Genomic DNA, 20,896 nt, shown 5'->3' with positions numbered 1-20,896 from the left:
GGAGATGCCCGGTGAACCAGATCCACTTCGCGTTGCAGGTCTTCGCCGCGCTGGCGGTGGTGCTCGTCGCCACCACGCTGTGCGGGCGCCTCGCCATGATGATCAAGCAGCCCAGGGTCGTCGGCGAGATGGTCGCCGGCGTCCTGCTCGGCCCGGCGCTGCTCGGCGCCGTGGCACCCGGCGTGCAGGCCCAGCTCTTCCCCAACGACGTCAAGAGCACCCTCTACGTGCTCAGCACGATCGGCCTGACGTTCTACATGTTCCTCGTCGGGTCCTCTTTGGACCACGGCCTGACCACGGGACCGAACGCGCGCAAGGCGTCCGTGCTGGCCGTCTCCGGCATCGTGCCGACGTTCCTGCTCGGCGCGGGCTGCGCGATGATCTTCTTCGACACGCTGAGCCCCGAGGGATCGAGCCTGTGGGTGTTCATGCTGTTCGTCGGCGGCGCCCTGTCGATCACCGCCTTCCCCATGCTGGCGCGGATCCTGCAGGAACGCGGCATCGCCAACACCCCGATCGGCGGCCTCACGCTCGTCGCGGCGGCGATCGACGACGCGGTGGCGTGGGCGTTCCTCGCGCTGATCATCGCGGTCGGCGCGTCCGGCAGCGCGACCGGAGCGCTGCGCACGATCATCGGCGCGGCGATCTTCGCGGTCGTGATGCTCACGCTGGGCCGCAAGTGGCTCGCCAAGCTCGGCGAACGCGCCGAGAAGGACGGCAAGCTCAGCCGCGACATGATGGCGATCATCCTGCTCATCGTGCTGGTGGCCGGATGGTTCACCGACTGGATCGGCGTGTTCTCCGTCTTCGGCGGGTTCATCACCGGCCTCGCGATGCCGAAGTCGAAGGTCGTCCGCCACGAACTCGAGACCAAGCTCACCGACCTGAACTCCATCCTGCTGCTGCCGGTGTTCTTCGCGTTCAGCGGCCTCAACACCCAGGTCTCGGGCTTCGGTTCGGGCGGCGCGCTGTGGTTCCCGCTCGCGGTGATCATGCTGGCCGCGTTCGCCGGCAAGTACCTGGGCTGCGGGCTCGTCGTGCGCGCCCAGGGCTACTCGTGGCGCTACGCCTCCGCCGTCGGCGGCCTGATGAACGCCCGCGGCCTGATGATCCTGATCTTCATCAACATCGGCCTCGCCTACGAACTGGTGACACCGGAGATGTTCGCGATCCTCGTCGCCGTCGCGATCATCACCACCGCGGCGGCCATGCCGATCTACCGCGCGTCCCTGCCGGACCACCTGGAGGCGTCCGCCGACGTCAAACCCTCCCCCGCACCAGTGCCGTGAGCTGATCCACGACGGAGGCCGGGTCCGGCATCCCCGCGATCTCGGACCTGACCGCCTGCGCCACCTCCCGCGCGGCCGGGTCGTCGAGCAGACTGCCCGCCGCCTCGGTGACGGCGTCGGCGGTGATCTCCTGCCCGACGAGCTTCGCACCCGCACCGGTCTCCGCGAGCACATCGGCGTTGACGAACTGGTCGGCGCCCTGCGGCAGCACCAGTTGCGGCAGCCCTGCCGCCAGGGCGCCGAGCACCGTGCCGGTTCCGCCGTGGTGCACCACGAGATCGGCCCGCCGCAGCACCTCCGCCTGCGGTACGAAACCCGCCACCCGCACGGAGGGCGGGACGTCGTCCAGCGGCGCACCGGGGCCGAGCGCCACCAGGACGGTCACCGGGAGCCGCGCGAGACCGTCGACCGCCTCCCTCAACACCTCCGTCGCGGTGAACGACACCGTGCCGAGAGTCAGGTACACCAACGGTTTCGTGCTGTCGATCTCCGGCATCGGCACGTCCAGGTCGAACGCCGTCGGCCGCATCCGCAGCACCATGGGCAGCGCCGCCACGACCGGGTCGCGCACGGTGTCCGGCCACAGGTCGACCACCACGTCACCGAGCATCAGGTCGGCGGGCTCGGCGCCGTCCCACAACCACGCCATCTCCCCCGCCGCCCTCCGCTGGATCTCGGGCGGCATCGAGCGGCCGATCACGTGCGAGACGAACGGGATCCCGGCGTCCCGCGCGGCTTTCGCGGCGCCGGCGTCGCTCTGCTCGTAGACCACCAGATCGGGCTTGACGGTCGGCAGCAGGGCGGTGAGGTCCTCGACCGTGGCCCGGGGGAGGACGTCCGCGAACATGGTGATCAGCAGCCTCGGGACGTCGGCGCCGCCGTGGCGCCTGCGCGCCTCCTCCTCGGCCTCGGCGACCGAGATGCCGGACGCGTGGGCCTCGAAGCCCAGTTCGCGCACCGTGCCCACGAAGCTCGGACCGGTCGCGAACACGACCTCGTGGCCGGCCTGCCGCGCCGCCCGCGCGAGCGGGACCAGCGGGAACAGGTGGCCGTAGGCGGGGCGGCACGAGAAGAGGATGCGCACCTCGTCAAGGCTAACGATCTTCTGGTTCCCACCGCAGGCAGACGACCCGCGAAGGGTTGTACTTTGGTCAACACTGAAGCAATAGAGACCGTCGTCAACATCAGCTGACCCCGGTCGGCTCGATACGCTCGGGCCATGGACAGCAGCCGCCAGAACCGCGTGCGCCAGGCGTTCGACGACTTCTTCGCGCCGGGCGGGCCGAAGTCGGACAGCTGGGTGCTGGACCTGTTCCAGCACACGGCCGCCACCGTGCCCGCCTACGGGAAGTTGCTGCGGGAGCACGGGATCGAGCCGCGGGAGATCCGGACGTTCGAGGACTTCCAGCGGTTGCCGTTGCTCGAGAAGGCGAACTACCACCAGCGGTACCCGTTGCCGGAGCTGTGCCGCGACGGCGAGCTCAGCGCGTGCGACATGATCGCCGTGTCGTCGGGATCCAGCGGCAGGCCGACGATCTGGCCGCGCGCGCTGGAGGACGAGCTGCACGTGGCGCGCCGGTTCGAGCAGGTGCTGGTCGGCGGATTCCACGCGGACGAGCGCAGAACCCTTGCGGTGGTGTGCTTTCCGCTCGGCACGTGGGTCGGCGGGCTGTTCACGCAGGCGTGCGTGCGGCATCTCGCGGCCAAGGGGTGCCCGATCACGGTGGTGGCGCCGGGCAACAACAAGGCCGAGATCCTGCGGGTGCTGCCGGAGCTGGCGCCGCACTTCGACCAGGTCGTGCTGCTGGGCTACCCGCCGTTCGTGAAGGACGTGGTCGACACGGGCCTCGCGGAGGGCGTCGACTGGCCGGCGCACCGGATCAAGCTCGTGCTGGCCGGTGAGGTGTTCAGCGAGCAGTGGCGTGACCTGGTCTCCCGGCGCGCCGGGATCGCGGACCCGGTCGGTGACGTCGCTTCTCTTTACGGCACAGCGGATTCGGGTGTGCTGGGCAACGAGACCGCGTTGTCGGTGAGCATCCGCAGGTTCTTCGCCGACCGTCCGGACGAGGCGCGGAAGGTCTTCGGCGACTCACGGCTGCCCACGCTCGTGCAGTACGACCCGGCTAGCCGGTTCTTCGAGGTGCACGACGGCACGCTCGTGTTCACGTCGGACGGCGGGATCCCGCTGATCCGCTACCGGATCGCCGACGAGGGCGGGCTCTTCGGGCACGCCGAGCTGCTGGAGTATTGCGCTCGCAACGGGTTCACTCCCCCACCGGGCCCGGAGCTGCCGTTCGTGTTCCTGTTCGGGCGGTCGCTGTTCACGGTGTCGTTCTTCGGGGCGAACGTGTATCCGGAGAACGTGACGGTCGCTCTGGAACAGCCCGGCATCAGCGACACCGTCACGGGCAAGTTCGTGATCGAGTCGGTCGAGGACGAAGATCGCGACCGGTCGTTGCGGATCACCGTGGAGACCGCGCCGGGCGCCACCGCGGACGCGGCGGTGATCGCGGAGGCGGTGCGGGCCCAGCTGCTGCGGCTCAACAGCGAGTTCGCGCACTACGTCCCGGCCGGGCGGCAACTGCCCGAGGTCGTGGTGCGCCCGGTCGGCGATCCGGAGTACTTCCCGGCCGGAGTGAAACACAGGTACACCCGACGATCCTGAAAAGCGCTTTTGCGCCACGGAGCAATAGCTTTTCTCGACTTCCTCTCTCTGCCTACAGTTGGCCCCGGCGGAATTCATTGTGGGTTAGGGAGGAATCCTTTGAGGTTCGTTCGGCGTTTTGTTCTGGCATTGATGCCGCTCGCCATGCTCTTCACCGTGGCGCTCGCGGCCCCGAGCGCTCAGGCGGAGGCTCCTGCCGCCCAGGCTGCCGCCGTCGGCGCGGCGTACGACACCGAGACCGGCCAGGCGCTCGCGGCCTGGGACTGCAACACCGGCAACGTCTGCTTCTGGAACGGCTTCGGCGGCACCGGCGGCCGCTGCCAGTGGGACGTGGCGGACGCGGACTGGACCGCGGGCACCGTGAAGTGCTCCTGGGCCACGACCAAGGAGGTCAAGTCCGTCTACAACCGCGGGACGTCGTCCAACTTCAAGGGCGTCCGGTTCTACCGCAACACCGGCTACAACAACTCGATCGGTTGCACGAAGCAGGGCCAGAAGGGTGACCTCGCCGGCACCTACCAGGTCCGCTCGCACCAGTGGGTCACCGGCGCCTGCGGCTGATCCGCGTCAATAGCGCAGAACCGTGCGCGGGGCAATCGTCCCGCGCACGGTTTTCGTTGGTTTGTTCGGCGGAGTGACACGCCCAGTATCGTTGTGCGCGGTGACCTGGCCTGGGGAGGTTGCTGTGTTGCGCATCCATTTTTCCGATGGCGATCTGGAGCGTACGCAGGTAGCAGAAAGGGTGGATCCGCTCTGGGAAATGGTGTTCAGCTGGCTTCGGCTGACCGAACTGGACAGCGGGTTGTTGTTGCAGCCGTGGCTGCGCGACATCCGGCGCAACGGCGACCGGCAGGTGATCACGTCCGGCGTTCGCATGCTGTCCGTGCTCGCCCCGCTGGGGCCGTACTTCCCGGACTTCCTCACGCCGCCGGAGGGCGCGCAGGGCCTGGGGAGCGCGCTGGCCGCGATCCGGTCCACGCCTCGGCACCGGTTGCGGGAGGAGTTCGGACGGCTGGAGGACGTGCGGCCGGTTCCGGAGTGGACACGGCCGCTCGCGGCGGGCGACGGCGAGTCGTTGCTGGAGCTGTCCGAGGCGCTCACGCGCTACCACCGCGCGGTGGTGGAGCCGTACACCGAGCTGATCGAGGAGGCCGTCGAGACCGATCGCGTGCACCGCAACGGTCTCGCGTGCACCGTGGAGGGCTTGCTGCGGGGCATGTGGCCGTTGATGAACTGGCGGGCGCCGGTGCTGGAGGTCCAGTACGCGTACGACCGCGACCTGCACCTCGGCGGGCGCGGGCTGCGGCTGGTGCCGTCGTACTTCTGCCGCCGCACACCCGTCGCGTTCGCCGATCCCGGGCTGCCGCCGACCGTGGTGTACCCGTTGCACCACGACTGGACGTGGCAACGCCAGCTCGCGAGCGGCCGCCGTGAGCAGGGCGCGCTCGCGGCCTTGCTCGGCAACACCCGCTCGGCGGTGCTGGCCGCCGTCGGAGCCGGGGCCACGACGACCGAGCTGGCGGAACGGCTCGGGGCGTCACCGTCGTCGGTCAGCCGCCACACGACCGTCCTGCGGGAGGCGGGGCTGCTGACGACGGAACGGCAGGGGTTGTCCGTGCTGCACCAGCGAACGCTGCTGGGGTCAGCCCTGCTCGGCAAGAACTGAGGACCGGCGGCGCCTCCACAGCCCCATCGCGCACGCGGCCAGCGCCGCGCCCGTGAGCAGGACGTGGATCGCGCCGCCGAACCTCGTCGCGAACGTGATGTCCGTGCGCAACGGGACGGTGTCCACCATCAGGTCGTCGGTGAACATCCCGGTCGACCGCACGACGCTGCCGTCGGGTCGCACGACCGCGCTCACGCCGCTGATCGCCGCGACCACCACCGCGCGGCCGTGTTCGATCGCGCGCAGGCGGGCCATGCCGAGCTGCTGGTAGGTCATCTCGCCGCGGCCGTACCAGGCGTTGTTCGTGGGCACCACCAGCAGTTGTGCTCCGGCGGCCGCGCTCTCGCGCAGGACGTAGTCGTAGGCGACCTCGTAGCAGATGCCGATGCCCACGCGCGTGCCCGCGATGTCCAGCAGGCCGGGTTCGGTGCCCGCGTCGAGGTCTCCCTGGTCCGCGAACGGCGTGAAGATCCGGGCGAGCGGGCGCAGCGGGATGTGCTCGGCGAACGGCACGAGCTCCTGCTTCGCGTACGACTGTCCCGCCCCGGTCTTCGGATCCCAGGTGATGACGGAGTTCTTGTTGTCGCGCAACGCGCTCACCAGTGTCGGCACGCCGAGGTCGGCGATGGCGGCGTCGAGCACCGGGTCGCGGTCGCCGGTCCTGGTGGCGCTCTCCGGCCACACCACGAGGTCCGGCTTGGGAAGCGCGCCGCCGCGGACCAGCGCGGCCAGTTCGGCGGTCTTGCGCAGGTGGTTGGCGCGCAGGGTGGCGTTCTCGGAGAGCAGGCCGAGACCGAGGTCCGGGGCGTTGCCCTGCACGACCGCCACCGTCCGTTGGCCGGTCTGGGCCTCGACGGAGATCAACGGGGTCACGGCGAGAGAGGCGACGATCGGCACGAGGGCCCACGCACGGGTCCATCGCGGCAGCCAGGCGGCGAGGCCGAAGCCGGTGAAGACCACCGCGAACGTCACGAGCGGCGCGCCCCCGAGCACGGCGAGCCGGGCGAACGGGCCGTCGACCTGTCCGAACGCGACACGGCCCCACGGGAAGCCGTTGAACGGGATCAGGCCGCGCAGGGTCTCCTGCAGCACGAACAGCGTCGTCGCCCACACCGGTGCCCCGGGCAGCCGCGACACCAGCGGGAAGAACGCGCAGACCGCGCAGATGAACAGCGCCATCAACGCGCTGAGCACGAGCCAGGGCCACGGCCCGAAGTCGTTGCCGAGGAAGTGCTGGATCCACCACAGGTGCGGCAGGAAGAACGCCAGGCCGAACACGAACCCGAGACCGGCGCTGCGACGCGCGCCCGCGCCCTTCAGGGCGAGCCACAGCACGACGAACGCGGGAACGGCGAGCCACCAGAGCGTGCGCGGCGGGAAGCTCAGCGCCAGCGCGCCGCCGGCCAGGGCAGCCACGCCGTAGCGGGCGAGATCAGGCTTGCGCAACGGACACCCTCGCCCGGCGCAGGACGAGGTACGCGCCACCGACCAGGGCGATCCCCACGACGTAGGCAGCGACGAGCTCGGGCACGCGGCCGGTGAAGTTGCCCGCGAGCGGCGGCACCAGCAGCGCGAACACCCCGGTGAGCACGGCGACCCTGGTGCGCCACCTCCCCAACGGCAGGCACGCGGCCAGCGGCAGCACCGCCCACAGCAGGTACCACGGCTGGATCACCGGCCCCAGCACCACGATCAGGCTCATCATCATCCCCAGCGCCGTCACCTCGGAGATCCCGCCGCGCAGCTGCCGGTGCACCACCACCGCCACGCCGCACAGGATCAGCACGAACCCCGCGATCCGTGCCGAGGAGATCATCGCCTGACCGCTTTCCTGACCGAACACCGCACCCGCCAGATAACCGGGCCAGTTCGTCGGCGCCATCCAGCTGTTCACCTTGGACGGTGTGCCGAGCGCCTGCACCCAGCCGAACCCGGATCCGCCGGCAAGCGACGTCACGACGGACACCGCGGCGGCGGCCACGACCATGCCGAGGCCCGCGGCGACGAACCGGACCCAGCCACCGCCGAGCCTGCGCGCCAGCGCCGTGCCGACCACCGCGAGCGCCACCAGCGCGGGCAACTTGACCTGCGCTCCCAGCCCGATGAGCACGACACCGGCCGTGTACTGCCACCACTTCAGTTCGGGCAACGCCTGCAACGCGACGACGGTGCCCGACAGCATGAGGCCGAGCATCAGCGCGTCGTTGTGGACACCACCGATGAGGTGCCACAGCACCAACGGGTTCATGACGCCCAGCCACAACGCGATGCGCTCGTTCGTCCTGGTCATCTCCGCGAGCTTCGGCACCGCCCAGACGACGAGCAGCAGGCCCAGCACCGCCGTGAACCGGTGCAGACCGATGCCGAGAACCGGGTGTCCGCCCGTGACCTCGGTGATCGCCCTCTCGACCGTCGTGAACAACGGCCCGTACGGCGACGGCGTCTCACGCCAGTAGACGCCGACGCGTGCCACCGCCTCCGCGCTCGCCCCGGCGGCCGGGCTGACGACGTTGGGGTCGAGACCGTTGGCCGCCACCTCGCCCTGGGCCAGGTAGCTGAACACGTCACCGCTGAACAACGGCGGGGCCACCAGGAGCGGCGCGCACCACCAGGCCAGCGTCCGGCGCAGCCAGGAGGCGTCCGGCCTGGTGCGGCCGAGCAGCGCCCACGTCAGCACGACCAGACCGGCGCCCGCGATCGCGGCCCCCAGTGCCACCGCGCTGCCGGCTCTGACCGCCCACGCACCGGCCGTGAGCAGGAGCGCACCGCCGAAACCCGTCCAGCGCAACAGTTCCGGGGTGTCGGTGGTGACCGCGGTCGGCCAGCGGTAGGTGACGGTCTGCACGGTAGGACAGTGCTATCCGGACAGATCGTCACACGTCCGACTGTGGTCGCGTTCTCCCGTACGACTTCAGGATGATCTTTTCCCGGATTCGGCTCTTCGCTCAACTTCCGGCGAAGTCGTGCGTCATCCACACGGTTCCCTTGGCATCGCGGACCACCACGATGCCGACGCACGTGGACGACTTGCTCAGGATGTTCTTGCGGTGGCCATCGTTCGGCGGCTTCTCGTCGATCATGCCCTGCGTCAGGCCGAGCGCCATCTTGGAGATCGCCTCGACGTTGTCCTTGACCGGCCCGCCCATGCCGACGTTCTCCGCGACCGAACTCCACTTCACGCCGGCCGCGCTGCTGCGCTCGCCGAGGCCGCTCTCGCCGGGGCACTGGTGCGACAGGCCGCAGCCGTTGCTCATCATCGCCCTGGTGTGGCGGTCGGCCGCGGTGACCAGGGCCGGGTCGATCGCCAGCGGGGCCAGTCCGCTCCCGGCCCTGGTCTCGTTGATCAGCGCCAGGACGCGTTCCTCTGGCGTGGCGACGCGAACCGGTTCGGGCGTCGTCGTCGTGGTCGTCGTGGTCGTTGTCGTGGTGGTGGTCGTCGTCGTTGTGGTCGTGGTCTCCGCCGGCTGCGACGAGGACGTGACGAGCGCGAGGCCCTGGGTGGTGTTCGGACCGGCGACGGCGGCCGGCGGATCGGACGGAACCAGCACCATCGCGCCGATCACACCTATCACCCCGCACACGGCCGCCGCCCCGGCCACCGCGAGCACGGGTTTGGCGGCGAGCTTCGCGAACAAGCCCGACGGCTCGGCGAGGTGCGTGGGCGCGATCTCGGCCGCGAGGGCCACGGGCTCGACGTCGGCGAGGTCCTCGAGCAGGCGCGGCAGGTAGGCGGCGGGCACCACGAGCAGCGCGGCACCGGTCAGGATGCGCTCGACCGGCATCGCGTCGTCCACACCGCGCCCGCAACGACCGCACTCGTCGACGTGCCGCAGGAGCCGCTTGCGCCACAACGGGCTCGGCTCACCGTTCCACCCCTGCGCCGCCCGCTCGAGCCCAGCGCACCGCGGCTCCATCGACAACGCGCGCACCAGGTGCCGAATCGTCTCCAGCCGCCCTTTGAGCCTGCTGACCCGCACCGTGACGGCGTGCGCGCCGAGGTCGAGCGCGTCCGTCACCTCTCCCCTGGTCAGCTGCCCGACGCGCTCCAGCGTCCACAACGCCAGCAGCTCCCGGTCGCCGGGATCCAACCAGCGCGCCGCCTCGTCGACCTCCCGGCGCTGCTGCGCGAAGTGCAACCGCGACAACGCCGTCTCGACGAACTCGGCCCCCGGATCAGCCCTGTCGTACTCCTCCAGCGACGCCGGTGCCAGATCACGACGCCGGTAGTGCTCACGAACCTGGTTGATGGTGACGGCCACCAGCCACGACCGGAACCGCTCCGGCTCCCGCAGCGCGTCGAGGCCGCGAATGACGCGGACCATCGTCTCCTGCACCACGTCGTCGACCTCGGAATCGGCGTGCAGCGCCCGACCGGCGACGTTGTAGACCAGCGGCAGGCTACCCGCGACCACGGCGTCCAGCGCCGTCCGATCACCGGCCCGCGCGGCCCGCACCTGCTCCGCGTCCACCTGCCCCAGCCACTCCCGACCCGTCACTTCCGCACCCTTCGCCGAGCTGTGTCCTCTTCGCCATGGGAGACCGGCGAGTCTCACCTCAGGTCACAGAAACAGGGCGGATAGGTGACCGGGGTCACACCGCGGTGGCGGTCACGGGTAGCTGGTGGGCGGTGAGCGGTGGACGGGGGACTGTCGCGGGGTGCGGGCGGGACGCGGGGCGTAGAGCAAGGCGGCGGGCTGGGGTGCTAGCCGGAGGCAAGACGGAGAGGAAGGCGGAGTGCGGGTGAACGAGCAGCGCAGACGACCATGTGGGTGCGGAGGGAGCCAGCGAACCGGGGGCGCCGGGCGGCACGCAGGCCAGGCAAGCGGCATGGCCGTCGACAGGGAGCGAGCCCTTGAGGCCACGCGGGCAGTGGATAAGCGGCGGCCGGACTGGCGACACTGCACCGAGTCAACCTCAAGCTTGATTCGTCCACCTTGACATTGATTTGTCAATGTCAGCCCCACTCGTCCATGTTGACAGCATCGGCGGACAGGCAGGCCAGGCGCGGAGATGACCGCGCCCGCCCACATCCCGCCCAGGATCAAGCCGCGACCACCGCCACCCCGGTCCGCCCGCCATCCACGTCCAGCACGATCCCGTGCACGAACGCCGCCTCCTCCGAGGCCAAATACACAGCCGCCGAAGCGATCGCATCCGGATGCCCCGACCGACCGGCGGGCGTGCCGCGCATCATCCCGTCGGCCTGGCCACGGGTGGTGTCGTCCCAGTCCACCGAGGCGATGACGCCAGGTGAGATGGCGTTGACGCGCACCCCTTGCGGGCCGAACTCCGATGCCCACGCGCGGGTCAGCGTCTCCATGGCGCCCTTGCTGGTGCTGTAGATCGAGCCGCTGGGGACGCCGAGCCTGGTGATCCAGGACCCGAGGTTGATGACCACGCCGCCGCCGGCGCCGATCATGGCGGGGACGAGGGACTGGGTCAGGAAGAACGGGGCCTTCACGTTGACGCCGAAGACGCGGTCGAAGGTGTCCTCGTCGGTGGTCGGGGTGGTGGAGGGCGGGTAGATGCCCGCGTTGTTCACGAGGATGTCGACGTGGCCGCCCAGGAGGGCGGAGGCCTCGGTGGCGAGCGCGTGGCTCAGGGCGGGGGTGCCGTCGAGGTCGGCTCGGACGAAGTCGGCCCTGCCGCCACTGGCGCGGATCTCCTCGAGGACGGCGGCGCCCTTGGTCTTGTCTCGTCCGGAGACGACGACGTGGGCGCCCTCGCGGGCGAAGGCGACCGCGATCGAGCGGCCGATGTTGCTGGTGGAACCGGTGATGAGGGCGGTCCTGCCCTCCAGTCGCTGTGCCATGTCCTCGAAGTTACGAGCACTTTTTTGGACCGGCAAGTCCAAAAAATCTAGCCCCGCAAGTGGTCGACGAGCGTGTCCACGGCGGCTTCCAGGTGGGTGACGCTGCCGGTCGACATGAGCACCAGGACGCCGCCCTGGATGCCTGCGATGAAGGCGGCGGCGACCCGGTCGGCGTCCAGGCCGGCGCGGATCAGGCCGGCTGCCTGCATGTCGCAGATTCCCTTGCGGATGTGGGCCTGCCACTGGTTGAGCAGGGCGCTGGTCACCTCGCGAGCGCCTGGTGTGCTGCCGACCTGCGCCATGAGCGCGCCCAGCGGGCAGTGCCGGCCCTGGGCGCGGTAGCGGGCGACGACTGAGTCGCGCCAGCGTTCCCAGGCGGGCCAGGAGGTGAGCGCGCCGAGGTGCGGCTGTTGGTCGTCGAGCACTCGGTCGGCCTCGTGGCGGGCGACGGCCAGGAAGAGTTCCTCCTTGCCGTCGGGGAAGTAGTGGAAGATCTGGCTCTTGCTGGTGCCGGTGATGGCGCGGATGTCGTCGAGCGTCACGCCCGCGGGCTCGTCGGCGCGCAGGTAGGCCGCGGCGCCCTCGATGATGCGCTGCCTGGTCGCCCGGCCCTTCGTCGTCAGTGCCACCACGCCAGAATAGGTTTTCTGGACCGGGGAGTCCACTGTGGTTGACTGGGTCCATGCTGCCCTGGGATGGACCGCTCGCCGGTCGGCTCGACCGGCACACCGTCGACTCCGCGCTGCTGCGCGGCAACCCGCTCGGGGACCCGCACGAGCGGCCGTTGTGGGTGTACGTGCCGCCGGGCTACGACGAGAGCGATGAGCGCTACCCCACCGTCTACGTGATCCAGGGGTACACCGGGCACCTGCAGATGTGGGCGAACCGGACGCCGTTCCGGCAGCCGTTCATCGAGACGGCCGACGCGGTGTTCGCGAACGGCGCGCCTGGGTGCGTTGTCGTGTACGTCGACGCGTGGACGTCCTACGGCGGTTCGCAGTTCGTCGACTCCCCCGGTACCGGGCGCTACCACTCGTACTTGTGCGACGAGATCGTGCCGTGGGTGGACGAGCACTACCGCACGATCGACAACCGGGAGTCGCGGGCGATCGCGGGCAAGTCGTCGGGCGGGTTCGGGGCGATGATCACGCCGATGCTGCGGCCGGACCTGTTCGGGGCGTTGGCCACGCACGCCGGTGACGCGCTCTACGAGCTCTGCTACCTGGCGGACTTCGGCAAGGCCGCACGGGCGTTGCGCGGTTACGACCACGACGTGCAGAAGTGGTGGACGGACTTCCGTGGCCGGACCGCGTTCACCAAGCCCGAGGACATGGACCTGCTCGGCGTCTTCGGTGCGGCGGCGTGCTTCTCGGCCGCTGACGACGGCACGCCCGAGCTGCCGTTCGACGCGGTCACCGGGGCGCCGAAGCCGGAGGTGTGGCAGCGCTGGCTCGACTGGGACCCGGTGCGCATGGTGGCCGGGCACGCCGACGCGGTCCGGTCGCTCAGGGCCGTGTGGATCGACGCCGGCACGCGGGACGAGTACTTCCTCGACCTCGGCGCCGAGGCGTTCCGCGAGGAGATCGCGCAGGCCGGGCTTCCTGAGGACCGGGTCCACTTCGAACTCTTCGACGCGGGCCACGGCGGGATCGACCACCGATATCCCCTCTCCCTGGCGTGGCTCGCTACTAGGCTGGCTCGATGATCAGTCAGGTGACGCTGCGGGGCCTGGAAGACGCGGACCTGGACGTGCTGTTCGAGTTCATGCGCGATCCCGAGTCGGTGCGGATGGCCGCGTTCACCGCGGAGGACCCGAACGACCGAGGGGCGTTCGACGCGCACATGCGCAAGATCCGGGCGAACCCCGAGACCCTCAACCAGGTGATCCTCGCCGACGGCGTGGTCGTGGGCTCCATCGCGAGCTTCGTGATGGAGGGCGACACCGAGATCACGTACTGGGTCGACCGCGAGGTGTGGGGCCAGGGCGTGGCCGGGCGGGCCGTGGCGCTGCTGCTCGAACAGGTGACGGTGCGGCCACTGCACGCCCGAGTCGCCAGTGACAACACGGCCTCCATGCGCGTGCTCACCAGGGCGGGGTTCAAGCCCGTCGGCACCGACGTCGGCTGGGCGGCGGCGCGGAAGGCGGAGATCGAGGAGACGATCCTCGTCCTCAGCTGACGAACTTCTCCGTGCCCAGCACACCGAGCAGCTGCAGCTTGTCGAACGCCTCGGTGCGCGGGGGCGCGGTGAGCACGAGCAACGCCTGGGTCTGGTCCTCGGTGATCAACGCCTGGCAGTCCACCTCGATCTCGCCGAGCTGCGGGTGGATCAGCACCTTGTGGTCCTCGAACCGCTTCCCCACCTCGTGCCGTTCCCACAGCTCCACGAACTCCGCGCTCTCCTTCTGCAGCGCGCGGACGAGGTCACCGGCCCGGGAGCGCGTGCCCATGGAGGCGTAGGCGGCGCGCAGGTTCGCGACCTGGGTGCGGCTCTGCCGGTCGCGGTCCTGCTCCGGGTAGATCAGCCGTTCGTCCGGGTCGGTGAACCAGCGGTAGATCCCGCTGCGCGCGAGCCCGGTGAAGTGCGACGAGTCGCCGTACAACGCCTCCGCGTACCGGTTCTGCACGAGCACCTCGCCGAGGTTCGACAGGATCAGCGCGGGCGTGTCGTTCAGCCGGTCCAGCACCCGTTGCAACGCGGGCGCGACGTGCGTCGTCGGGGCGCAGCGCGCCGGGGCGTTGCGGCCGGCGACGCGGAACAGGTAGTCGCGTTCGTCGACGGTCAGCCGCAACGCCCTGGCCAGCGAGCCCAGCATCTGCTCGCTGGGCTGCGGACCGCGTTGCTGTTCCAGGCGCGTGTAGTAGTCCGTGGACATCGCCGCCAGCGCCGCGACCTCCTCACGCCGCAGCCCCTGCGCACGCCTGCGCGCACCCGCCGGCAGTCCGACGTCCTCCGGCCGCAGTTCCTCCCTGCGGCGACGCAGGAATCCCGCGAGCTCCACCCGATCCATGCGTTCCAGTATGCGTGCGCCGCGCTCGCGAACCAGGGATCGCCGATCCCCCGATAAGGGCTCTCTGCCGCACCACCGCGAACCGGCAGAAGCTCGGTGCCATGGACATCACCGGCAACACCGTCTTCATCCCCGGCGCCACCAGCGGCATCGGCCTGGCCCTCGCCGTCGCCCTGCGGGAGCGCGGCAACACCGTGGTCGTGGGCGGCCGGCGCACCGAACTGCTCGACCGGATCGCCACCGAGCACCCCGGGATCGAGACCGTCCGCATCGACACCGCCGACCCCGCGAGCATCGAGGCCGCGGCCAAGGACGTCCTCGCGCGCTTCCCGGCGGTCAACGTGCTGATCACCATGGCGGGCATCATGCGCGTCGAGGACTGGCACCGCCCCGAGTCGTTCCTGGAGTCCGCCGAGAGCACCGTCACGACGAACGTCCTCGGCCCGATCCGCCTGATCGCCGCGTTCGTCGAGCACTTCCAGACCCTGCCGAACGCCACGATCATGACCGTCTCGTCCGGACTCGCCTTCACGCCGTTGAAGATCACGCCGAGCTACAACGCGACCAAGGCCGCCATCCACATGCTCAGCGAGTCGTTGCGCCTGCAGCTCGCCGACACCGCGGTGGAGGTCGTGGAGCTCGAGCCGCCGGCCGTGCAGACCGACCTGATCCCCGGCCACGCGGAGAACGAGCAGGCCATGCCCCTCGACGAGTACGTCGCCGAGGTCATGGGCCTCATCGAGACCCAGCCCGGGGCCCGTGAGATCCAGGTCGAGCGCGTGAAGTTCCTGCGCTACGGCGAAGCTCGCGGCGACTACGACCAGGTCGTCGCCGCGGTCAACGCGCACTGAGTCAGGAGACCCCGGGGCAGCTGCCGGAGGAGGTCTCGCCGGTGCGGTAGAACCGGACGGCCTTCTCGGCGCAGCCGGTGAACCACAACGAGCCGTGCGTGCTGTCGTCCACCGTCAGCAGCGCGCCGCCGATCTTGCGCCGCATCTGCTCGGCGAAGAACAGGGGCGTGGTGGTCTCGTACCGGTGCCCGGAGAGCTGCAGAGGGCTGGTCGCCCGCTTCAACTCCCACGGTGTGGCGGGCAACGGCCAGCCCGCGCACCAGTTGCCGTAGCCGTGGCCGTTGCGGAAGAACGGGTACTTCTCCTCGCGGTGCCGCACCTGGCGCCACGCCTCGTCGACGTCCGGGATCTTGCCCTGGTCGTTGCACATCACGGCGCGCTGCATCAGCAGGCCGCCGTACCAGACCGGGGTCAGGCCGAAGCCCTCCAGCTCGGGCTCGTCCCCGGTCAGCGGCGGCGCACCGCCGTCGCGCAGGGCCACGACCGACTCGGCGACCTGCGGCCAGACCGCGCGTTTGTAGGTGAGCATCGTGCGCACCTCACGGCCGGAGTACTCGCGCGGCTTCCCACCGGGCGGGGTCGCGGTGACGGGAGCGGCGTCGAGTTTCGCGACCAGGTCGCTGATCGACGCCGTGACGGCCTGCGCGGTGCCGCCGAGGCCGGCTGTCGCGTCACGTTCGGCGAGCCAGGCGGCGAGGACCTCGTAGTTGGCCTGCTTGGCGGCGCTGGCGCCGAGGTTCATCGTCTCCAGCGCGTAGTCCGCCGGCATCACCGAGTCGAGGAGCATCCGGTCGACGTGGCGGTCGTGGTGGCTGCGGTAGACCGCTCCGAGCGCGGTGCCCCAGGAGATGCCGAAGAAGCTGATCTTCCGCTCGCCCAGGGCGGCACGGATCAGGTCCATGTCGTCGGCGACGGCCCTGGTCGACAGGTTCGTCAGCAGCTCACGGTCGTAGCCGGTGCAACGGGCGTTCGTGCGCGCGTTGCGTTCGTAGTCCTGCCGGAACCGGGCTTCGGGGCTCGCCTTCGGGTCCGGCTCGGGACCGTCGGCCGGCGTGGCCTCGCACTCGACGCCCCCGCTGGCCCCGGTCGCGCGCGGGTCGAACCCGATGAGGTCGTGGTCGGCGTTGAGCTCGGCGAGCTTCGTCCCCAGCATCGAGAACGGCATGCCGATGCCGGGGTTGCCCGGTCCGCCGGGGTTCATCAGCAGCACCCCGCGCCGTTTGCCGGGATCGGTGGCCCTGATGCGGCTGACCGCCAGGTCGATCTTGCGGCCGTGCGGGCGGGAGTGGTCGAGCGGCACGGTGACCGTCGTGCACTCGGTGCGGTCGTCGTCGGGGTACCAGTGCTCCTGGACCTGCCTGCACGGCTGCCAGTTCAGTGTGGACGGTGCCGCCACCGCGGGCGTCGCGGTGACGAGAGGGGCGACGAGCACGGCGACGGCCGCGCAGCGCGTGAGAGCGTTCGACATCTGCCTGCTTCCTGGATCCGGCGAGCGTCGCCAGCGTAGGAAGGCCGTTCGTGCGCGCGGATCGTGCGAGCGGATGATCCGCACGTCCGACCACAGGCTGATCAGAAGGCTCTGGATCAGCTCTTCGCGTGCTGGATCAGGCAGGTGCTCGACGCGGTGGCCAGCAGGCGTCCGGCGCCGTCGACCAGGCGCGCCTCGGCCAGCGCGGTCCGCCTGCCCTGGTGGACAACGGTTCCGACGCAGGTGACCGTGCCCGTGTCCGTCCTGATCGGACGGAGGAAGCGCACGGCCAGGTCGAGGCTCACGTACCCGGTCGCGGCGGGGAGCGTCGAGTGGACGGCGCAGCCCGCCGCCGAGTCGAGCAACGTCGCGTAAACGCCTCCGTGCACCGAGCCGATCGGGTTGTAGTGGAACTCGGCGGGGTCGAGGGCGAACACGACCGACCCCTTGTCGACGGACACCAGGCGTGCGCCGACGAGGACCGCGATCGGCGGAGGCGGCACCTCTCCCGCCGCCACGGCGCGGAGGAAGTCCAGACCGTCGCGTTGCCCGGCCAGCGCCGCGGTCTCCTGTGGATCGGACCAGCTGACGGTCCGGGTGCGCTCGGTCGTCATCGGACCCCTCTCGTAGCGGTGGTCGCCCACCGGACCGGGCGACCGTAGCACGGCAGTTCAGTGAATGAACTACTACAGTGTGGTCATGGCACTGCCCAGCACCTACGCGGACCGCAACTGCTCACTGGCGCGCACGCTGGAGGTCGTCGGCGAGCGGTGGACGTTGCTGATCGTCCGCGACGCCTTCTTCGGCATCCGCCGGTTCGGCGACTTCGCCTCGCAGCTGGGCATCCCGCGCGCCGTCCTGACCAACCGCCTGAAGTTCCTGGTGCAGGAGCAGGTCATGGAACGCGTCGACGGTGAGTACCGGCTCACGGCGAAAGGGCTGGAACTCTGGCCGGTCCTGCGGGCGATGACGGCCTGGGGCGACGAGCACTACTCCCCCGGCGGCGAGAAGCGCACGTTCCGGCACGACGCGGACGGCGGTCTACTCGACGCCGGAAACCGCTGCTGTGCTTGCGGCGCCGTGGTATCCGTGCAGGACGTCCGCACCGAGCCCGGGCCCGGTTTCGAGCCGGGCAACGCCAACCCCGACTCCGTGTCCGCCCTGCTCACCACGCCTCGCCGGCTGCTGGAGCCGCTGTAGCCGCAGTGGACGGTCGAATGCCGCATTCGCTCCATGAGGGACAATCGCGTCATGGCGTTGCAGGATCTCGGCGCGGAGGTGCGCCGGTTGCGCGAGGGCACGGACCCGGCCTCGATCGGGTTGCCGCCCGGCAGCCGGCGGACCCGTGGCGTGCGGCGGGAGGAGCTCGCCGAGCTGGCCGGGGTGTCGGCGGACCACGTGCGGCGGCTGGAACAGGGCCGCCGTCACCCGTCGGCCGCCGTGGTGAACGCGATCGCCCGTGCGTTGCGGTTGAGGCCTGCCGAGTACGAACGGCTGTGCGCGCTGGCCGGGTACATCGCGGTCGACGGGCGGGTGCCGCGTGAGGCCGGATCCGGCGCGATGCGGTTGCTCGAGAGGTTCGCCGACACGCCCGTGTTCCTGACGGACGCGGCGTGGAACGTCGTCGCCGTCAACGGCGCGTGGATGGCGCTCGGAGCAGGAGCGTCGAACCTGCGGCCACGGGACTGGAACGTCGCGTGGCGCACGTTCTCCCACGCCCACCGCGAGATCAGCCGCGCCGACGACGACGCGGCCGCGTTCCGGGCGACGCTCACCGCCCGGCTGCACAGCACGTCCCTGCGCTACCCCGGTGACGAGCAGCTCGCGGAGCTCGTCGACGAGCTGCGGACCACGAGCCGCTCGTTCGACGCCCTGTGGCGTGCGCCCGCGATCGTCGCGCCCTTCGAGAACCGAGCCGTGTTCCGGCATCCGGGCGTGGGTGACATCGCGCTCGACGGCACCCTGCTGGAGGTGCCCGGCGACAACCTCCAGGCGGTGGTGCTCACCGCCGCACCGGGATCGGCCGACGCGGGACGGCTCGGCGAGGTCGTCCGCGCCCGCACCGGGCCCGCCGTCGTCAGGGTGGGACAAGGCGGCCCAGGTTGACCGGTCCGCGAGCGGCGATCCTGGGTCGGTGTTGATCAACGTGGGCCTGGCGGGCCGGTTGGCCGGAGCGCGCGCGGGAGCGTTGGCGGGCAGGGACTTCGAGCGGTCGGTGCTCGACCGGATGCTGTCCGGGGCGGCGGACGCCCCGATCGTCGCGTACGTCCACGGTCCCGGCGGCATCGGCAAGTCCTCGTTGTTGCGCTACGCCGCCGCGCAGGCCGAGCTGGCCGGCCGCGAGGTAGTGCGGGTCGACGCGCGGTTCCTCGACGCGGACCCGCGCCGCCTGGAGGAAGCCGCCGCACCGGCGTGTTTCGAACCCGGCGCGGTGCTCCTGATCGACACCTTCGAGCGCTCCCAGCGACTGGAGTCGTGGCTGCGCGACACCCTCCTGTTCCGGCTCGCGGAGGGGGCGGTCGTCGTGCTCGCGAGCAGGATCGCCCCCGACGCCGGGTGGGCGCTGGATCCCGGTTGGGCGCAGGTGTTCACCGCGCTGGCCCTGCGACCGCTCGACGCCGTCCAGTCCGATTCGCTCCTCGCGGCGCGCAACGTCGCACCGGAGCGCCGCGCCGCGCTCGTCGCCTTCGCGGGTGGCAGCCCGCTCGCCCTGTCCCTCGCCGCCTCGGCCCCGGCCGGAGAACCTGCCGGCGACGTGCTGACCACCCTGGTGGAGCGGCTGGTGGGCAATGTGCCGAGTGGTGTTCACCAACGCGCCCTCGACGTCCTCGCGCAGGCCTACGTCACCCGGGAGGAGCTGCTGCGCGCGGTGCTCGGCGACGAGGACGCCGCGACGGCGTTCTCCTGGCTGCGCCGGCAGCCCTACGTCGAGACCACGCCCCAGGGACTTCTTCCCCACGACGCGGTGCGGTCGACGCTCGCGGCCGATCTGCGGTGGCGCGATCCCGAGCGCTACGAGGAAGTCCGCACGCGCATCTCGGTCGCCTGCCTCAACGCGGTGCGCCGGGTCTCCGAGGCCGACGCCCTGCTGCGCGTCGCGGAGTGGATGTTCCTCTTCCGCGACCAGGCCGGCCAGGCCGACCTCTACGACTGGCGGGCCCATCCCCACGTCGAGGACGCGCCCCTCACCCCCGCCGACGTGCCCGAGGTGCTGCGCATGGCCGACGAGTCCGCTGTCGCGCACTGGGTCCGCCGCCGGCCGGAGGGCTTTCGCGTCTACCGCTCCGAGGGCGAACTGCTGGGGTTCATGGCCGTTCTGCGGCTGGAGGCGCCGTCGCCCGACGACCTGGCGGCTGACCCGGTGGTCGCGGCGCTGTGGGAGCACGTCGAGGCGGCCGCTCCCCTGCGCCAGGGCGAGCACTGGGGTGTCCGCCGCTTCGCGGTGCAGTCCGGCGGACACCAGCGACCGTCACCGCTGATGGACCTCGTCGGCCGGCGCGCCGTGGCGGCCGAGATGCGGACTCCGGGACGGGCGGTGACGTTCACCGTCTTCCACGACGTCGAGCGGTGGCGGCAGCACCTCACCGCCGCCGGGCTGCACGAGGTGGTGGCGGTGGAGGTCGGCGGGATCCGGCAGCACGCCTTCGGCAGGGACTGGCGGCGACAGCCCGTGGAGCGGTGGGTCGAGGACAGGGCCCGTGCCGCCGCACCCCTGGCCCCGTGGGGGCCGAGATCAGCCGATCCCCTGTCGCGCGAGGAGTTCGAGCACGGCGTGTTCGAAGCGCTGCGCACGTGGCGTGCTCCGCGCGAGTTCGCGACCAGCGTCCTGCTGCGGTCGCACCTCGTGCCACCGGACTCGGCCGATCCCGTCACGGACCTGCGCGATGCCATCACGGCGGCCCTCGACGCGCTGAGGGTCGACCCCGCCGGCGTCAAGGCGCACGACGCGCTCGCCGCCACGTACATCTCGGCGTCCGGCACGCACAAGGCGACCGCGCGACGGCTGGGCGTGCCCTACGGCACCTACCGCCGCCACCTCGCCCTGGCCAGGGAACGGCTCGTCGAACACCTCCTGGCCTAGGGCGTGTCCTGCGGATCTTTCTCATGATCGTGTGCAGATGATGGTGTGTGGTCG

The 20,896-nt window shown here is 70.8% G+C and carries 19 protein-coding genes; 10 read left to right on the top strand and 9 right to left on the bottom strand.

The genetic code is table 11. The features are described from left to right. Positions 1–11 precede the first annotated feature (11 nt). Entirely contained in the window at positions 12–1,289 is a 1,278-nt protein-coding gene (locus IE307_RS17450; protein ID WP_191299038.1) for a cation:proton antiporter, read from the top strand. On the opposite strand, the gene IE307_RS17445 is transcribed toward IE307_RS17450, so the two are convergent. After that, positions 1,261–2,373, bottom strand: coding sequence for a glycosyltransferase (locus IE307_RS17445; RefSeq protein WP_191299037.1), 1,113 nt, complete (start codon positions 2,371–2,373; stop codon positions 1,261–1,263). The two genes, IE307_RS17450 and IE307_RS17445, sit on opposite strands and share 29 nt — an antisense overlap. A 135-nt stretch (positions 2,374–2,508) precedes the next feature. Between IE307_RS17445 and IE307_RS17440 the strand changes: the two genes are divergently transcribed. The 3 genes from IE307_RS17440 (at position 2,509) to IE307_RS17430 (ending at position 5,620) form a co-directional block, all read left to right on the top strand. Next, on the top strand, positions 2,509–3,954 hold the full coding sequence (locus IE307_RS17440) for a phenylacetate--CoA ligase family protein (protein WP_191299036.1): 1,446 nt from the start codon (positions 2,509–2,511) through the stop codon (positions 3,952–3,954). A 132-nt stretch (positions 3,955–4,086) separates the two neighbouring features. Continuing rightward, complete coding sequence (locus IE307_RS17435; RefSeq protein WP_229904802.1) at positions 4,087–4,515, top strand: peptidase inhibitor family I36 protein; 429 nt, start codon at positions 4,087–4,089, stop codon at positions 4,513–4,515. Positions 4,516–4,696: 181 nt separating this feature from the next. Next, positions 4,697–5,620, top strand: coding sequence for an ArsR/SmtB family transcription factor (locus tag IE307_RS17430; RefSeq protein WP_229904801.1), 924 nt, complete (start codon positions 4,697–4,699; stop codon positions 5,618–5,620). On the opposite strand, the gene lnt is transcribed toward IE307_RS17430, so the two are convergent. The 5 genes from lnt to IE307_RS17405 all read right to left on the bottom strand — a co-directional run bounded on the left by lnt (position 5,597) and on the right by IE307_RS17405 (position 12,061). After that, entirely contained in the window at positions 5,597–7,066 is a 1,470-nt protein-coding gene (gene lnt, locus IE307_RS17425) for an apolipoprotein N-acyltransferase (RefSeq protein WP_229904800.1), read from the bottom strand. The two genes, IE307_RS17430 and lnt, sit on opposite strands and share 24 nt — an antisense overlap. Then, positions 7,053–8,465: a polyprenol phosphomannose-dependent alpha 1,6 mannosyltransferase MptB gene (mptB, locus tag IE307_RS17420; RefSeq protein WP_191299034.1), complete on the bottom strand. Its 1,413-nt coding sequence runs from the start codon at positions 8,463–8,465 to the stop codon at positions 7,053–7,055. Before mptB ends, lnt begins: the two co-directional genes overlap by 14 nt. A gap of 100 nt (positions 8,466–8,565) precedes the next feature. Then, positions 8,566–10,116 (bottom strand): sigma-70 family RNA polymerase sigma factor, encoded by a 1,551-nt coding sequence (locus IE307_RS17415; protein ID WP_191299033.1) that lies wholly within the window; start codon positions 10,114–10,116, stop codon positions 8,566–8,568. Positions 10,117–10,661: 545 nt separating this feature from the next. Further along, the gene (locus IE307_RS17410) at positions 10,662–11,432 is read right to left on the bottom strand and encodes an SDR family NAD(P)-dependent oxidoreductase (RefSeq protein WP_191299032.1); all 771 of its coding nucleotides are present in this window, start codon (positions 11,430–11,432) and stop codon (positions 10,662–10,664) included. Positions 11,433–11,479: 47 nt separating this feature from the next. Then, on the bottom strand, positions 11,480–12,061 hold the full coding sequence (locus tag IE307_RS17405; protein WP_191299031.1) for a TetR/AcrR family transcriptional regulator: 582 nt from the start codon (positions 12,059–12,061) through the stop codon (positions 11,480–11,482). 53 nt (positions 12,062–12,114) lie between these two features. Between IE307_RS17405 and IE307_RS17400 the strand changes: the two genes are divergently transcribed. Both IE307_RS17400 and IE307_RS17395 read left to right on the top strand, forming a co-directional pair. Continuing rightward, positions 12,115–13,137: an alpha/beta hydrolase gene (locus tag IE307_RS17400; RefSeq protein WP_191299030.1), complete on the top strand. Its 1,023-nt coding sequence runs from the start codon at positions 12,115–12,117 to the stop codon at positions 13,135–13,137. Beyond that, positions 13,134–13,610, top strand: a complete 477-nt coding sequence (locus tag IE307_RS17395) for a GNAT family N-acetyltransferase (protein ID WP_229904799.1) — start codon at positions 13,134–13,136, stop codon at positions 13,608–13,610. The genes IE307_RS17400 and IE307_RS17395 overlap by 4 nt, the downstream gene beginning before the upstream one ends. Here the strand turns inward: IE307_RS17395 and IE307_RS17390 are convergent. After that, on the bottom strand, positions 13,603–14,442 hold the full coding sequence (locus tag IE307_RS17390) for a helix-turn-helix transcriptional regulator (RefSeq protein WP_191299029.1): 840 nt from the start codon (positions 14,440–14,442) through the stop codon (positions 13,603–13,605). The two genes, IE307_RS17395 and IE307_RS17390, sit on opposite strands and share 8 nt — an antisense overlap. A 101-nt stretch (positions 14,443–14,543) precedes the next feature. On the opposite strand from IE307_RS17390, the gene IE307_RS17385 reads away from it, so the two are divergent. Then, positions 14,544–15,293: an SDR family oxidoreductase gene (locus tag IE307_RS17385; protein ID WP_191299028.1), complete on the top strand. Its 750-nt coding sequence runs from the start codon at positions 14,544–14,546 to the stop codon at positions 15,291–15,293. A gap of 1 nt (position 15,294) precedes the next feature. Here IE307_RS17385 and IE307_RS17380 read toward each other — a convergent pair whose 3' ends face one another. Together IE307_RS17380 and IE307_RS17375 are read right to left on the bottom strand one after the other, a co-directional pair. Further along, complete coding sequence (locus IE307_RS17380) at positions 15,295–16,761, bottom strand: alpha/beta fold hydrolase (protein WP_191299027.1); 1,467 nt, start codon at positions 16,759–16,761, stop codon at positions 15,295–15,297. A gap of 116 nt (positions 16,762–16,877) precedes the next feature. Further along, positions 16,878–17,375, bottom strand: a complete 498-nt coding sequence (locus tag IE307_RS17375; RefSeq protein ID WP_191299026.1) for a PaaI family thioesterase — start codon at positions 17,373–17,375, stop codon at positions 16,878–16,880. Positions 17,376–17,460: 85 nt separating this feature from the next. On the opposite strand from IE307_RS17375, the gene IE307_RS17370 reads away from it, so the two are divergent. The 3 genes from IE307_RS17370 to IE307_RS17360 are packed head-to-tail and all read left to right on the top strand — an operon-like array spanning position 17,461 to position 20,842. Further along, complete coding sequence (locus IE307_RS17370; protein ID WP_191299025.1) at positions 17,461–17,961, top strand: winged helix-turn-helix transcriptional regulator; 501 nt, start codon at positions 17,461–17,463, stop codon at positions 17,959–17,961. Positions 17,962–18,012: 51 nt separating this feature from the next. Then, positions 18,013–18,867 carry a helix-turn-helix domain-containing protein gene (locus IE307_RS17365; protein WP_191299024.1) on the top strand — a complete coding sequence of 285 codons (855 nt, stop codon included), beginning with the start codon at positions 18,013–18,015 and terminating at the stop codon, positions 18,865–18,867. Positions 18,868–18,895: 28 nt separating this feature from the next. Next, positions 18,896–20,842 carry an ATP-binding protein gene (locus IE307_RS17360; RefSeq protein WP_229904798.1) on the top strand — a complete coding sequence of 649 codons (1,947 nt, stop codon included), beginning with the start codon at positions 18,896–18,898 and terminating at the stop codon, positions 20,840–20,842. Positions 20,843–20,896 lie beyond the last annotated feature (54 nt).

It is taken from the genome of Lentzea cavernae (assembly GCF_014653695.1).
Lineage (GTDB): Bacteria > Actinomycetota > Actinomycetes > Mycobacteriales > Pseudonocardiaceae > Lentzea > Lentzea cavernae.
Note: the sequence above shows the minus strand (reverse complement) of the source record. Positions and strands in the feature narration are given on the sequence as shown.

What these genes read in the sequence shown, in the direction of transcription:
- IE307_RS17440 (WP_191299036.1), top strand. Translation starts at nt 2,509, where the DNA reads ATGGACAGCAGCCGCCAGAACCGCGTGCGCCAGGCGTTCGACGACTTC.
- IE307_RS17435 (WP_229904802.1), top strand. Translation starts at nt 4,087, where the DNA reads ATGCCGCTCGCCATGCTCTTCACCGTGGCGCTCGCGGCCCCGAGCGCT.
- IE307_RS17410 (WP_191299032.1), bottom strand. Translation starts at nt 11,432, where the DNA reads ATGGCACAGCGACTGGAGGGCAGGACCGCCCTCATCACCGGTTCCACC.
- IE307_RS17400 (WP_191299030.1), top strand. Translation starts at nt 12,115, where the DNA reads ATGCTGCCCTGGGATGGACCGCTCGCCGGTCGGCTCGACCGGCACACC.
- IE307_RS17395 (WP_229904799.1), top strand. Translation starts at nt 13,134, where the DNA reads ATGATCAGTCAGGTGACGCTGCGGGGCCTGGAAGACGCGGACCTGGAC.
- IE307_RS17390 (WP_191299029.1), bottom strand. Translation starts at nt 14,442, where the DNA reads ATGGATCGGGTGGAGCTCGCGGGATTCCTGCGTCGCCGCAGGGAGGAA.
- IE307_RS17385 (WP_191299028.1), top strand. Translation starts at nt 14,544, where the DNA reads ATGGACATCACCGGCAACACCGTCTTCATCCCCGGCGCCACCAGCGGC.
- IE307_RS17380 (WP_191299027.1), bottom strand. Translation starts at nt 16,761, where the DNA reads ATGTCGAACGCTCTCACGCGCTGCGCGGCCGTCGCCGTGCTCGTCGCC.
- IE307_RS17375 (WP_191299026.1), bottom strand. Translation starts at nt 17,375, where the DNA reads ATGACGACCGAGCGCACCCGGACCGTCAGCTGGTCCGATCCACAGGAG.
- IE307_RS17370 (WP_191299025.1), top strand. Translation starts at nt 17,461, where the DNA reads ATGGCACTGCCCAGCACCTACGCGGACCGCAACTGCTCACTGGCGCGC.
- IE307_RS17365 (WP_191299024.1), top strand. Translation starts at nt 18,013, where the DNA reads ATGGCGTTGCAGGATCTCGGCGCGGAGGTGCGCCGGTTGCGCGAGGGC.